At 51.3% G+C, this 13,957-nt stretch carries 12 protein-coding genes; 1 reads left to right on the forward strand and 11 read right to left on the reverse strand.

Translation table 11 applies throughout. The features are described 5' to 3' along the window. Positions 1-143: 143 nt before the first annotated feature. On the forward strand, positions 144-2,660 hold the full coding sequence (gene mutS / locus CLC93_RS01510) for a DNA mismatch repair protein MutS (protein ID WP_095504171.1): 2,517 nt from the start codon (positions 144-146) through the stop codon (positions 2,658-2,660). 195 nt (positions 2,661-2,855) lie between these two features. Here the strand turns inward: mutS and CLC93_RS01515 are convergent, their stop codons facing one another. The 11 genes from CLC93_RS01515 to ftsB all read right to left on the reverse strand — a co-directional run bounded on the left by CLC93_RS01515 (position 2,856) and on the right by ftsB (position 13,777). Further along, positions 2,856-4,091 (reverse strand): alginate export family protein, encoded by a 1,236-nt coding sequence (locus tag CLC93_RS01515; protein ID WP_095504172.1) that lies wholly within the window; start codon positions 4,089-4,091, stop codon positions 2,856-2,858. 260 nt (positions 4,092-4,351) lie between these two features. Then, positions 4,352-6,748: a TonB-dependent receptor gene (locus CLC93_RS01520; protein ID WP_095504173.1), complete on the reverse strand. Its 2,397-nt coding sequence runs from the start codon at positions 6,746-6,748 to the stop codon at positions 4,352-4,354. A gap of 187 nt (positions 6,749-6,935) precedes the next feature. Continuing rightward, positions 6,936-7,580 carry an MBL fold metallo-hydrolase gene (locus CLC93_RS01525; protein WP_211286800.1) on the reverse strand — a complete coding sequence of 215 codons (645 nt, stop codon included), beginning with the start codon at positions 7,578-7,580 and terminating at the stop codon, positions 6,936-6,938. 182 nt (positions 7,581-7,762) lie between these two features. Beyond that, positions 7,763-8,785 carry an RNA polymerase sigma factor RpoS gene (rpoS, locus tag CLC93_RS01530; RefSeq protein WP_095504174.1) on the reverse strand — a complete coding sequence of 341 codons (1,023 nt, stop codon included), beginning with the start codon at positions 8,783-8,785 and terminating at the stop codon, positions 7,763-7,765. A 105-nt stretch (positions 8,786-8,890) separates the two neighbouring features. Then, positions 8,891-9,790: a peptidoglycan DD-metalloendopeptidase family protein gene (locus CLC93_RS01535; RefSeq protein ID WP_095504175.1), complete on the reverse strand. Its 900-nt coding sequence runs from the start codon at positions 9,788-9,790 to the stop codon at positions 8,891-8,893. Between the two features lie 3 nt (positions 9,791-9,793). Then, positions 9,794-10,432: a protein-L-isoaspartate(D-aspartate) O-methyltransferase gene (locus tag CLC93_RS01540; protein ID WP_095504176.1), complete on the reverse strand. Its 639-nt coding sequence runs from the start codon at positions 10,430-10,432 to the stop codon at positions 9,794-9,796. Continuing rightward, entirely contained in the window at positions 10,429-11,166 is a 738-nt protein-coding gene (gene surE, locus CLC93_RS01545) for a 5'/3'-nucleotidase SurE (RefSeq protein WP_095504177.1), read from the reverse strand. Before surE ends, CLC93_RS01540 begins: the two co-directional genes overlap by 4 nt. Before the next feature lie 9 nt (positions 11,167-11,175). Further along, entirely contained in the window at positions 11,176-12,228 is a 1,053-nt protein-coding gene (gene truD / locus CLC93_RS01550; RefSeq protein ID WP_095504178.1) for a tRNA pseudouridine(13) synthase TruD, read from the reverse strand. Then, a complete protein-coding gene (gene ispF, locus CLC93_RS01555; RefSeq protein ID WP_095504525.1) occupies positions 12,228-12,707 on the reverse strand; it encodes a 2-C-methyl-D-erythritol 2,4-cyclodiphosphate synthase in 480 nt (159 codons plus the stop codon). Before ispF ends, truD begins: the two co-directional genes overlap by 1 nt. Beyond that, positions 12,707-13,459, reverse strand: coding sequence for a 2-C-methyl-D-erythritol 4-phosphate cytidylyltransferase (gene ispD / locus CLC93_RS01560; protein ID WP_095504179.1), 753 nt, complete (start codon positions 13,457-13,459; stop codon positions 12,707-12,709). The genes ispF and ispD overlap by 1 nt, the downstream gene beginning before the upstream one ends. Positions 13,460-13,492: 33 nt before the next feature. Continuing rightward, entirely contained in the window at positions 13,493-13,777 is a 285-nt protein-coding gene (ftsB, locus tag CLC93_RS01565) for a cell division protein FtsB (RefSeq protein WP_095504180.1), read from the reverse strand. Positions 13,778-13,957: the final 180 nt, after the last annotated feature.

Below are 13,957 nucleotides of genomic sequence, written 5' to 3' on the forward strand. Positions count from 1 at the left end.
CGCTTTCACGGTTGTTTTGCTGGCGCTTGCGCTATTGGGTTGCTCCAGTAGTTAGGGTATGATTTTGGTTTTGACGATAAGCCCTAATAACAGGAAGCTCTGTGACCCAAAGCGCCACAGTCGATCTCGACAAACAGACGCCCATGATGCGTCAGTATCTCGCCATTAAAGCCCAGCATCCCAACCAACTTTTGCTGTATCGCATGGGCGATTTTTACGAGCTATTTTTTGACGATGCCAAGAAAGCCGCCCAGCTGTTAGACATTTCATTAACCGCTCGCGGCAAAAGCGGTGGCAATGCTATTCCTATGGCTGGAGTGCCTTATCACGCCATTGAGGGTTACTTAGCTAAGCTGGTGCAATTGGGCGAATCGGCAGCGATTTGTGAGCAGATTGGCGATCCAGCCACCTCAAAGGGCCCAGTTGAACGCAAAGTCGTTCGTATTATTACCCCGGGTACCTTGACCGACGAGGCTTTGCTACCCGAGCGCCAAGACAGTTTGCTTGCGGCGATTTATCAAGGCAAACAAGGCTATGGCTACGCCACGCTAGATTTGAGTTCTGGCCGCTTTGTGGTCAACGAACTGGCAAGCGAAGAAGCGCTGGAAGCCGAGTTGCAGCGCACGCATCCGGCTGAGCTTTTGTATCCAGAAGATTTTGATGCCCAGCATTTGCTGCGCCCGTACAAAGGGGTGCGTCGTCGCCCGTTATGGGAGTTTGAAATCCAATCGGCGCGCAATCAACTCAACCAACAGTTTGGCACCAAGGACCTATCCGGCTTTGGTGTGGAGTCAATGAACGACGCTCTGTGTGCCGCGGGCTGTTTGATGCAGTACATTAAAGACACTCAGCGCACCGCCCTGCCCCATATTCGCGCGATTGTGGCTGAGAGTCAGTCTGACTTTGTCATTCTAGATGCGGCCACTCGTCGCAATCTCGAATTGACTCACAACCTAAGCGGCTCTGAAGCTAACACCCTTGCTTCTGTACTGGATAAAACCAGCACGCCAATGGGCAGTCGCCTGTTAAAACGCTGGTTACATCAACCCTTGACCGACCGTCAGCGCTTGGACGCGCGTCTAGATTCCGTGGGTGATATGCTCGATGGTCAGCAATTCGAGCACTATCAAGCGCCGCTAAAAGCCATTGGCGATATGGAGCGAATTTTGGCTCGAGTGGCGTTGCGCTCCGCTCGCCCTCGCGATTTGGCCAGACTGCGCCAAGCCCTAGAAACTCTGCCAGAGCTGCAACAACTTTTGAGCTTGCAACAAGCGCCAGGGCTCGCGAGTTTGTCTGAGCGTATTGGTGAATTTCCCGAGCAATTGGCCTTGCTCCAACAGGCAATTGTCGATAACCCGCCCATGCTGATTCGCGATGGTGGCGTGATTGCGCCTGGTTACAACAACGAACTCGACGAGTGGCGTGATTTGGCCACTGGTGCTACCGAGTATCTTAGCGAGCTCGAAGCCCGCGAGCGCGAAGAGACTGGTATCAGCACCCTCAAGGTGGGCTATAACAAGGTGCATGGCTATTTCATTGAAGTGTCCCGCGCTCAGTCTCACTTGGTGCCCATGCACTATCAGCGCCGCCAGACGCTAAAGAACATGGAGCGCTACATAGTTCCAGAGCTTAAAGCTCACGAAGACAAGGTGCTGACCAGTCAAGGCAAAGCTTTGGCATTAGAGAAAGCCCTTTGGGAAGAGCTGTTCGATACGCTAATGCCCGTGATTGGTCAGCTTCAAGCCTGTGCCTTTGCGCTATCTGAGTTGGACGTGCTTGCTAACTTGGCCGAGCGCGCTGACTCACTGGATTATCACAGACCTAATTTAACCTTGGTGCCTGGGATTGATATCCAAGAAGGTCGCCACCCTGTAGTCGAGCAAGTATCGACCGACCCATTCATTGCCAACCCGACTCAACTGTCGCCATCGCGCAAAATGTTGATCGTTACTGGGCCGAACATGGGTGGTAAATCGACCTATATGCGTCAAACGGCACTGATCGTGTTGATGGCGCACATTGGCAGTTATGTGCCAGCGCAAACGGCAGAGTTAGGCCCTGTGGACCGGATTTTCACCCGTATTGGCGCCTCAGACGATCTGGCCTCAGGCCGTTCGACCTTTATGGTCGAAATGACGGAGACCGCCAATATTCTGCACAACGCCACTCAGAAATCTCTGGTATTGATGGATGAAATTGGCCGCGGCACCTCTACTTACGACGGATTATCTTTGGCCTGGGCAGCAGCGGATTACTTGGCGAATAAGCTAGGCAGTATGACCTTGTTTGCCACCCACTACTTTGAGTTAACCCAGTTGCCTGAGAGCAACACAGGGGTGGCCAATGTCCACTTGGACGCGGTTGAGCACGGTGATTCGATTGCCTTTATGCACGCGGTACAAGAAGGCCCGGCCAGTCGCAGCTATGGTTTACAGGTGGCGGCGTTCGCGGGTGTCCCGAGTAAAGTGATTCACTCGGCCAAAGCTAAACTGCACCAGCTAGAAAGTCAGCCGCACTCGGCGACCGCAGCCATTGAGCCAAGCCAGCCTAGTCTTTTGCAAGAGTCGCAGGTGGAACAGGCGTTGGCGCAAATGGACCCAGACGATCTGACACCTAAACAAGCGCACGCTCTGCTTTATCAGCTGAAGAGCTTGCTTTAGGCATTAGAAAGCCCGCTAGTAGCAACTAGCGGGCTTTTTTGTTTCTGTCATTCCCAGCGAACCGTTTGTCATTCCCAGCTTGGCTGGGAATCCACCTAACTGCTATTTGCAACTGGATGGATTCCCTCCTTCGAGGGAATGACAGGTGAGTCGAGGGAATGACAGCAGCTGGTCGTGGGAATGCCAGCAGCCGACTTAAAACGCCAAGCTAGTCCATACCCACAACTTGTTGGTATCCACTTTACCAGCGGCCGAATCACCCGCCATGTAAGCAGCGTACTTAACACCAGCGGTCAGATTGTCGGTTAGCTTACGACTCAGTACCACATCCAACTCTTTACCTAAGTTGCTCACACCATCTTTACTCACATCGGCTTTGAAGTCGTGGTAAGTCACGCCCCAGTTGTGACCCTTGATGTTGCCGCTCAGACCCAGATACAAGTCCTTCAGACCTTGCTTAGGCGTGCCTAAGAACTGATCCGCCCAACCGTTAAATTTGTGCAGAGTCGCTAGTGGGGTTGCAAAACCATAGTTGCCATTGTCTGAGCCCAAGACTTCGTAGCCCAAGGTCACAGTCAGTGGCTTAAAGCTGGCTTTACCTTCTAGCAAGTAGTAGTTGGCTTTGTACTCAACCGCTTCTTTAACCGACTTTTGCTGAGCGAACTCGGCTTGATAACCCAGGCCAAAGGCGTCTAGCTGGCGCTTACCCGCCAATCGAATACCAAAGGTATCCAGGTTGTTCTTAGTGTTGTTGTCTTCTGCCAACAAGTAGCCATAACCACTGATTTTACCAATCGCAGTTTTGTAGCCTAAGTTAAACAAGTGGTCTTTAGAGTCAACATCGCGCACGTCAGAGAAGATGCGGTTACGCTTGCCAATGTAGGCATAAGTCGCGTCTAAGTCTTTGATTGGCGAGTAAACGAATGATACTGCATCAAAGGTTTGACGGTCTTGACGCCAGCCAACGTGGCCGACAAAACGTTGGTTATCCAGTGCAATTACCTGACGGCCAACACGCGCTTTGAACTGGTCATTCTTGTACTGCAAAAAGGCCTGATCCACTTCGGTGGTTTTCGGGTCAGCAATCACAGAGTACTCAGGATTACTGCCCAGAGCATCGTTGTACTTGTTAACGCCTGCAACTGGACGCGAGTCTTCAAACTCTACCAGGGCGCTAAAGCCGTTGAAGTCGGCGGTGGTATAGCCCAAACGAGTGCGAACGGTTAGCGCGTTGGCATTCTTAAGCGCGTTGTCCTGATCCACTCCCTCGTAACGCAAGCGCACATCAACCGAGGCTTTGCCTTCGGTAATGGCTTGAGTCAAAGTGTTGGCTTGTTCGGCGTTGGCTTGGCTGATGCCTGCCAGAGAGATGGCAATGCTGGCTGCAATGATGGTCGGCTTTAGCATGTGTTTTTCCTTGTAAAAAGACATTCTGAATTCCTGTCGAAGCGCAGTAGATGCTCTTTCGGCACCAAGATTGTTATCACGCTTCGCTACCCTTGAGGCGAATGCTAAAACCCCTTAACAAGGCGTTTTCAGATCTGTATCACACCAGCTATTAAATACCCCTTTTTGGTTAACACTAAATTACAAAGCGATCACACAAACCCAGTCGACTGAAGCTTAAGCGGTGATCACGCTCAACAAAAAAGCCAGCGCATAGCGCTGGCCCTTGTCGATACCTGCTGAGCTTAGAACAGAAGACTAAACTCAACACCCATGGTACGCGGCAGACCACGACGGGTCGTTGGCGAGCCGATCACCGCACCTTGTCCACCGATACCAATCAAGTACTTCTCATCGAAGACGTTGTTGGCGTAGGCTGCAAGCTGCCAATCACCTGAGTACGGCATATAGGTAATACGCGCGTTACTAATAGAGTAAGCCTTGATGCGATCCGCAGGACCCGCGCCTGACGAGTCAACCCGATCGTCAACCCATGAGTAGTCAAAACGGAAGGCCAAGTCGCCAGTCTCTCCCAGCGGCAAGTTGTAATCGGCCGCTGCGTACACCTTGTTCTTAGGCATAGAGGACAATGGCAAGCCAGTGATATCGTCTTCCGGACCTTCGCCTGGGAACAAGTCGTAGCGAGTGTACTTAGTATCAACGTAGCCGTAGTTGGCCAATAGGTTGAAGTTCTGAGTCACCGCCCAGTTGAACTCTAGCTCAAAACCCTTACCTTCAGCATCGGCGTTGCGAACGTTGTAGGTAGGTACTGCGCCAGAAGGACCAGACAGCTTAAAGGTTTGCAGGTCTTTGTAATCCCAGAAGAACACAGAACCATTAAAGCGAATATCGTTGTCTAGCCAAGAGGTTTTCCAACCCGCTTCGTAGTTCCAAACGGTTTCTGGTTCAAAGGCTGGATCTTGACCCAAAGAGTTAAAACCACCAGCTTTGAAACCTTGTGCTATCGAGGCGTACAACATGGCATCGTCGGTCGCCTTGAAGTTAACTACGGCACGCGGGGTCAGTTTGCTCCAGCTGTCGCTTTGCTTCTCACCATTAAACTGGTCGAAGAAGGCCAGACCGAAAGGAACGTTTGGAATACCAATTGCGTTCATACCCGGGGTGAAGGTGATTTCGTTTTGGTACTGAGACCAAATTTGGAAATCTTTCTTATCGTAGGTGTAACGCGCACCAAAGGTCAGGTCTAAGCGATCGGTAACGCTGTAAATCAAATCACCAAAGATCGCAGCACTGGTAAAGGTACCTTCATCAAAGGTTTGCTCTAACCAAGGCTTACCATAGTTGAGCGCGGCAATCTCCATTAACAGCAGGTTTGGATCCGCATAGCCAAGTGCTTCAGAGATGACAGGAAGTGCGGGACCAAGCTCCGAGCCCACGAGTCCCATCCAACCAGCACCTGCTGGAATGTTAGGGATCATCTCGCCTGGAATACCTGAGTCGTGCAGAATAAAGGTATCAACGGTAGCGCCAGTCAGTATTACGTCGTGTTGCTGCTTGGCTTTCTCGTGGCTGAAGTTAACGCCGGTTACCCAGTCCAACTTGCCATCCGTATTCGAGGTCAAACGGAACTCTTGGCTGAATACCTTGTTATCTTCGCGGTTATCGGTCGCGAAGTAGAAGCGAGGATCCGCAGAGCCGTCATCGTCTTGTAGGTTGTTTGCGTCGAACTGGCGGTATGAAGTGATCGAGGTGAAAGTCATACTCTCCATCTCGTGATTCACTTCCAGTGATGTGCCGAACAAGTCACGCATTTCGTTGCCATCGGCGTCAGTGGCCACTGGGCCAAATGGGTCAGCCGGAGCAATCGCGGCGTTGCGCGAAGCAATAATGGTTCCGTAGCGGTCAACTTTGTCGAACTCGGCACGGAAAATCACCTCAGTCGCTGCTGAAGGCGTCCATAGCAACGCACCACGTACCGAGCGAGTATCTTCTTTACCTAGGGCGTCACCGCCGCCAGCACGGTCAACGTAACCGTCTGACTTGTCGATCAGCGCTGATAGGCGCAGGCCTACGGTTTCGCTAATACCAAAGTTGAACATACCCTCGCCTTTGGTGCGATTGTAGTTACCCAAGGTGACCTTGAAGTTACCTTCGTTGTCAGCGGTCATAGGTTTTTTGGTAATAACGTGAATGGCACCCGCCACCGCGTTACGACCAAATAGCGTACCCTGTGGGCCTTTTAGAATTTCGACACGCTCGATGTCGTTGAAGTTCAGCTGAGCAGAACCCGAGCGGCCTGTGTATACGCCATCCACGTATACCGCCACGGCAGGATCTGAACCAATACCAAAGTCAGCGGTGCGAATACCGCGAATGGTGTAGCGAGGCTGAGTTACGCTGAGGTTGTTGGATTCCATGCCCGGGGTGGCAGGGCCAAGGTCGTTGATGTTGTTGGCGCCAAGTTTAACGATGTCATCGTTAGAGAACGCACTAATCGCGATAGGTACTTCTTGAATGCTCTGTGCACGTTTCTGCGCAGTTACTTCAATGACTTCAATACCTTTGGTTTCTTCTGCTTCGTCAGCGAAAGCAACCGGTGAAGCCCCTAAGCTCAGCGCAGCGGCAACCGCAAACGCCAGCGAATTCAGCGGCATAGCGCCGGAGTTCTGTCCCTGTTTCATGTCTTGCCCCGATGGTTAGTTGTTATATTTGTTTCAAGCAATGCTTGTTTAATTATTATTGTTATCAGTTGAGTATTTACTCACCAGTAACATTAACATAACAGCTAACACACAAAAGGGAAGTGTTTTTTAGCGAGTTAGTTGCACTAATGTACAACTAACTCATTAAGGACAGATTTGTACTAACTCAGCTAAACAGTTGATCGGCGACGAAGGGGTTGTTGCGACGTTCTTCGGCAAATTGTCCTTCTGGACCATGACCGGGAACAAAGGTTACCTGCTCTCCCAAAGGCCAGAGTTTTTCACGGATAGAGCGAATTAACGCGGCGTGATCCGATTGAGGAAAATCGGTGCGACCAATAGAGCCACAAAACAGCACATCGCCCACCCAAGCTGTTTGACTTTGTGGGTGAAAAATAGCGACATGTCCTGGGGTATGTCCTGGCACATGGACCACATCGAACTGGTGCTCGCCCAAAGATAGAGTGTCACCATCTTTTAAGTAGCGAGTCGGAGTAAAAGACTCAATTGGGTCAAAGCCAAACATTTGGCTTTGCTGTCCTAAACCGTCCAGCCAAAATTGGTCCTGCTCGCCTGGGCCGATAATATCTACCCCGTATTTGGTCGCCAACTGACTAGAGGCACCTACGTGGTCTAAATGTCCGTGAGTTAACCAAATCTGGGCCAGTTCGACACCCGCTTTTTCAATCGCTTGGGAAATTCGATCAGGGTCTCCGCCGGGGTCCACCAAGGCTGCCTGCTTGGTTTGTTCGCACCATATGAGCGAGCAGTTTTGCTGAAAAGGGGTGACAGGAATGATTGTGTACTGCAAAGACATAGAAAGCGGAACTCCCAAAACTTTTAAGGCCCCCAGCATAGCTGATTCAACCGCCAAGATCATGACCCGGTGACTGTTACCTTGCTATCAATTGCCCATGTTATTGAGCCCAAATACGAAAAAGAGCAAAAACCCAAGGGTTTTTGCTCTTATGCGCTAGCTAACAATGTGAGGTTTTATTCCGCGCGGAATAGGGTCTCCACCGATAAGCCTTGGGCACCTAAGGAGTCGCGCAAGCGACGCAGGGCTTCGACTTGAATCTGACGTACTCGTTCTCGAGTCAAACCAATCTCGCGACCCACATCTTCTAAGGTCGATGGCTCGTAGCCCATCAGGCCAAAGCGACGTGCCAACACTTCTCTTTGTTTTGAGTTGAGCTCTTGCAACCACTTAACCACTGACGACTTAATGTCTTGGTCTTGTACGCAGTAATCAGGGCCAACCGAATCGTCGTCGGCAATGATGTCTAGAAGCGCTTTGTCTGACTCACCACCGATTGGCGTGTCTACCGAACTAATTTTCTCGTTCAGCTTGAGCATGCGCGACACATCTTCCACTGGCTTGTCTAATTTGGCTGCGATTTCTTCGGCGGTTGGTTCGTGGTCCAACTTATGGGCCAACTCGCGAGCGGTGCGCAGATAAACGTTAAGCTCCTTGACCACGTGAATCGGCAAGCGAATGGTTCGCGTCTGATTCATTATCGCGCGCTCGATGGTCTGACGGATCCACCAAGTCGCATAGGTTGAAAAACGGAAACCGCGCTCTGGGTCAAACTTCTCAACTGCGCGAATCAAGCCCAAGTTGCCTTCTTCAATAAGGTCCAACAAGGCCAAACCGCGATTGTTGTATCGACGCGCAATTTTTACTACCAGACGAAGGTTACTTTCGATCATGCGGTTGCGTGATTTCTCACAACCTTTCAGCGCTTTACGAGCGAAAAACTTTTCTTCATCGGCACTTAATAGAGGGGAAAATCCAATCTCACTCAAGTACATTTGAGTGGCATCAAGATTTTTCTGAAGGTCTTCCTGAGTGCGCTTTTCAGACGCAGTGGTTTTTGCCGGCTTTTTCGTTTCTTTTGCCGCTTCGGCTTTCCTAGCCTGTTGTTCAACCGCTGCTTCGATGACGGTTGCTTCAATATCGTTTTGGTCAAAGTCGGTAACTGCAGACTCCGCCGCGTTGCTTTTTTTGTGACTCATACTTAGTGTCTCCCGTGAACACTTGTACCCAGATTGTTTAATGCACCTTTACGGCCTCCCTGTTCCTTTGCAAAAAAGCTCTACCATGCAGTTGTGATAAATCCTTCACGATTTAGGTAGAAAATTAAGGGGATTCACTGATTGTCCGCGAAAGCGAATTTCAAAGTGCAGCACCACTTGATTAGTGCCTGAACTCCCCATATCGGCAATGCGCTGCCCTTGTCGCACGGTTTGCCGATCTTTAACCAAAATTCGGTCATTGTGAGCGTAGGCACTGAGGTAATCATCGTTATGTTTGATGATAATCAGATTACCGTAGCCTCGTAAGGCGCTTCCTGCGTAGACTACCCTGCCATCCGCAGACGCCAAAACCGCGGTCCCCCGCGGTGCGGAAACTTTAATACCGTTTCCACCTTGCTCACTAGAAGTATACCGACCGACCAGCTTGCCCTTTGCTGGCCAAATCCACGCACTGACTTTCTGTGATGCTGCCCTTGGGTCAGTTTTGTGGATAACTTGGTTAATATTTTGTTGACTTCCTGTAACAACATACTCCTGCGTAACAGGCTTATCAAGATCTTTTTTAGTTTTTTCTGAACTAGCCTTTGGCGCACTCGAATTTGAAGCTATCTGTTGTTTTTGTTGACTTTTTTGTGAAATTCTCGAGTTCGAACTAGCGTTTGAAGAATTAGAATTTTTGCTCGAAACTGCCGGTTTCGGCGCGCTACCACGCAGCTGAATCACTTGCCCGGGACGAATCACATAAGGTGGGGATAACTGGTTATTTCTGGCCAGCTGACGGTAGTCCTGACCCGATGCAAAAGCGATAGAATACAGAGTATCGCCTTTTTTCACTTTGTAGTTTGAGGCTGACAGACTGCCTCTATCCTGACTGCGATACACTTTTTTGGTGGAGATTTCGGTCACTGGCGCTGGGCGGTGGTTTTGAAAACTACAGCCCACCAAACTAAACACAAGGCAAAGTGTCCAGACCCATCTCAGCATGCGCTATTCCAGATCACCAGCGATTAGAGGAACAAAACGCACCGCCTCTACCGTGGTACGGACAAATTCATCGCCGCGTCGCTCGATCAACAACAAGGATTGCTGCCCCTCACCCACGGGAATGATCAATCGACCGCCATCGGCGAGCTGGTTCAACAAGTCCTGTGGCACAGAGGCCGCCGCCGCAGTCACCATAATCGCATCAAAGGGTCCTTTGCTAGCCCAGCCTTTCCAACCGTCGCCGTATTTAAAGCTGACGTTGTGAAGGTCTAGCTGTTTTAGGCGCTTTCGCGCCAAAATCTGTAAGCTCTTGATGCGCTCAACTGTGGCTAGTTGCGGTACCAACTGAGCCAGAATGGCTGCTTGATAGCCAGAGCCTGTACCTATCTCAAGCACACTCTTAGGCGAGTTTTGCAGTAACAACTCGGTCATGCGCGCCACTATGTAAGGCTGAGATATGGTTTGTCCCTGACCAATGGGTAGCGCAGTATTTTCATAGGCCTTTAGCGCCAGCGCATCGTCGATAAACATGGCTCGCGGCGTTGAAGCAATCGCCTGCAACACTTGCGCATGAGTAATACCGGCTTGTGCCAGTGTCTGTGCCAAACGTCGCCCTGCGGCAGTGGCTAATCCTTGATTCATTCAGCGATCCATTGTGCTAACTCAGACAAACGTTCATACGCGGTCAAATCCACCCAAAGTGGGGTAATCGACACATAGCCTTGATTGACCGCGTCAAAGTCAGTGCCCTCTCCTGCGTCTTGTTGCTCGCCAGGAGGGCCTAACCAGAATATTTCACGACCGGCAGGATCCGAGGTACGGATCATTCCTTCGGCCTTGTGACGAGCTCCTAAGCGCGTCACTCGAATGCCTTTAATTTGCTCTAACGGCAAATCCGGCACATTGACATTGAGAATTTGGTCTTTGGCCAGCGGTAAGCGCTGCATCTTTTCTACCAGCTGCTTGGCGATTTGCGCGGCAGTATCAAAATGGTTTTTGCCAACCAGGGATATCGCCATCGCCGGCAGCCCCAAAAAGCGCCCTTCCATAGCCGCGGCGACGGTGCCCGAGTAGATGGTGTCATCGCCCAGATTCGCGCCGTGGTTAATGCCCGCAATAACCATCGCAGGCTCTTGCTCGCACAGCTCGCGGATCGCCAAATGAACACAGTCGGTCGGGGTGCCATTGACCGCAATAAAGTCATTTTCCAAGCGCTGAATTCGCAGCGGATTGGTTAAGGTTAAGCTGTTTGACGCCCCCGAACAGTTGCGGTCCGGCGCCACGGTTAACACTTGGCCTAATTCAGACAAAGCGCTCGACAGCGCTTTGATTCCTTCGGCATTGACGCCGTCATCGTTACTAACCAATAAATTCATGGATTATTGTTACCCGTTTTCATTCGGCTTTTCAATGGATTGAGCGTCAACATAGGTAGTAATTTCACGTACTACCGCAGTGGCAAACGCACCGGCTGGCAGCACAAAACTCAACTTTAGCGTAGCGGCTTGCGCATCCCACTCATACTGAAAATTTTGCGGATGCAGTAGCAATGGCCGCCGCTCTTGCTCAAGCCCGTATTGAGCCAACCCTTCAACCAACTCTGGACTGGCATCGCCAATTGCCCGTTCTAATGCTAAGGCTTGGCCTTGGCTGGCCAGTGGCCCTTTGCCCCACAGCGGTGCCGACAGTTGAATGTCTTGGCTATCCAAACGCTTCTGTAAGGTTTGATCCCAAGCTTCTGATTGGAAGTAACTTCGCGAGCCGCTGAGCATCAATGCATCACCATCAATCCCGGCAACTCCATGCTGAGCAATACGCGCACTGACGCTCAAATTGAACAGATACGCTCGCGCCGCCGATAAGTACATGCCGCGCTTGTGTCTGTCTTTGGCCTTGCGCCCTGCAAACATCTCATAGGCTCGAGTCAGGTTGTTGCCGTTTTGGCCAAACCTTTGTTCGCCGAAGTAATTGGGCACACCATGCAGCTCAATTTGCTTTAAACGCGCTTCGAGGTCGTCGTTGGCCACCACATCGCGCAGCAACAACTCAAACCGGTTACCCGCCAACGCGCCGGTACGCAGTTTTTTGCGGTGACGAGTGTGCTCTAGCACCTGAATTTGGTCGGTGTTTATCTCACTCCAATTGGGCTCATCTTTGCCGGGAATACGCACGCAAAACCATTGTTCGGTCACCGCATGGCGGTCTTTTTGACCCGCCACAGAAACGTCTCTTGGAGGCACGCCGGCAAAGCGGGCAATCACCTTTGCCACGTAGGCCGTATTTTGGCCTATTTTGCGCACATACAAATAGTGGTGCTCGCCCTCGCCATCAAAGCTAAAGGGCAGAATCTCGCGTACCTGAAAGTCGCTAGGCTCACTTCGCAACACCGCTGTCGATTGTGGCGGGGTTTGCAGGTAGCTCAGACTGGTCATATCCATTAGGCTGACTCCGCCATCAGTAATACCGCGGCCTCACAGGCAATGCCTTCTTTACGGCCGGTGAAGCCGAGCTTTTCAGTGGTGGTGGCTTTCACATTCACACAGTCCATGGCTAGGCCCAAGTCCTCGGCGATGTTGGCACGCATGGCATCAATGTGCGGTCGCATCTTTGGCGCCTGAGCTATGATGGTGCAATCCAAATTGGCCACTTTGAAGCCCTTGTCCAGAACCAGTCGATAAGCGTGCTTTAACAAAGCTCGACTGTCAGCGCCTTTGAATTCCGGATCGGTATCGGGGAAGTGCAATCCTATGTCACCGAGTGCCACCGCCCCTAATAAAGCGTCGGTTAGCGCGTGGAGCAACACATCGCCATCGGAGTGGGCCACTAGGCCCTGCTCGTAGTCAATGGCGACGCCCCCCAGAATAATCGGCCCGTCGCCACCGAACTTGTGTACGTCAAAACCTTGGCCAATACGCATCATGAGGTTTGCTCCTGAGAAGATAAAATAAGCTCAGCTAAGGCCAAGTCTTGCGGGTGAGTAATCTTTAAATTGGTCATGCTATCCGCCACTAAACCAACACGACCACCAGCCCATTCGATGGCTGACGCTTCATCGGTGATAGCCACACCTTGGGCTAGCGCGTCAGACAGCGCACGATGCAATTCGAGTAATGGGAAGCATTGAGGCGTTAGCGCGTGCCACAGGCCATCGCGCGGCTCGGTTTTCGCCACATTGGTGCCATCGTTACTGCGCTTCATGGTATCGCGCACCGGTGCCGCTAAAATCGCGCCATGCCCTTGTTGCTGACAAAAACTCAGTAAATCGTCGATGGCTTTTGAGGTTACGCAAGGGCGCGCCGCATCGTGTACCAGTACCCAGGTCTGCGACGCTTTCTCAGCCCCCAAGTGTTCTATGGTGGCGGTTAACGCATTGAGTACCGAATCGGCGCGCTCGGCACCACCGCTGATACGAGTGACTCGGTCGTCTTGGGCGCAAGCTTGGTCAGCGTAGTAGCCGTCACCATCGCTAACTGCGCACACCACTTGCTGAATCTGCCCATGGGACAATAAGCGGTCGATGGTGGTTTGCAGTATGGTTTTAGAGGCGATGGGCAAGTACTGCTTTGGACAGTTTGCTTGCATGCGAGCACCAACACCAGCCGCCGGCACAATCGCTACAACTGAGATGGTATTTAAAGCGTGTAATTCAGAACTAGAGCTTGAGGTCATAGTGGGTTTAGCGAGTCGAACGGCACTCAATGCTTATTGGCGGGCAGGACGATTGATGACCCGATAAAAGGTCTCCCCGTCTTTGACCATGCCCAGCTCTTGACGGGCGCGTTCTTCGATCGCCTGTGAACCTTCTTTTAAATCTTTAATTTCGTTGTGTAACACCTGATTGCGAGCTTCCAGTTGTTGATTGCTCGCGCGCTGCGCCTCGATCTGCCCTTGCAGTTGAAAGTACTGCGGCAGCGAGTTATTGCCAAACCATAACCGGTATTGCAGCATCAACAGCAGCACCAGCAAAATCCCTAGCAAACGCTTCATGTGTGTCTCACATTCCAATCCATCCAAATATGATCACTCAAAGCACTGCAAAAAGAAAGTGATGCACGGCATTTCATGACCCTCATCTAGACCAAGTGTCAGTTTGTGCTTCGATTTGGCCAAAAAAGCGCTGCTTGCCCAGTTGGCTAGCCCTAAGTCACTGCGACTCTGGCTCTGCTT

This window comes from Paraferrimonas sedimenticola (genome assembly GCF_002282855.1).
GTDB classification, from domain to species: Bacteria; Pseudomonadota; Gammaproteobacteria; order Enterobacterales; family Shewanellaceae; genus Paraferrimonas; species Paraferrimonas sedimenticola.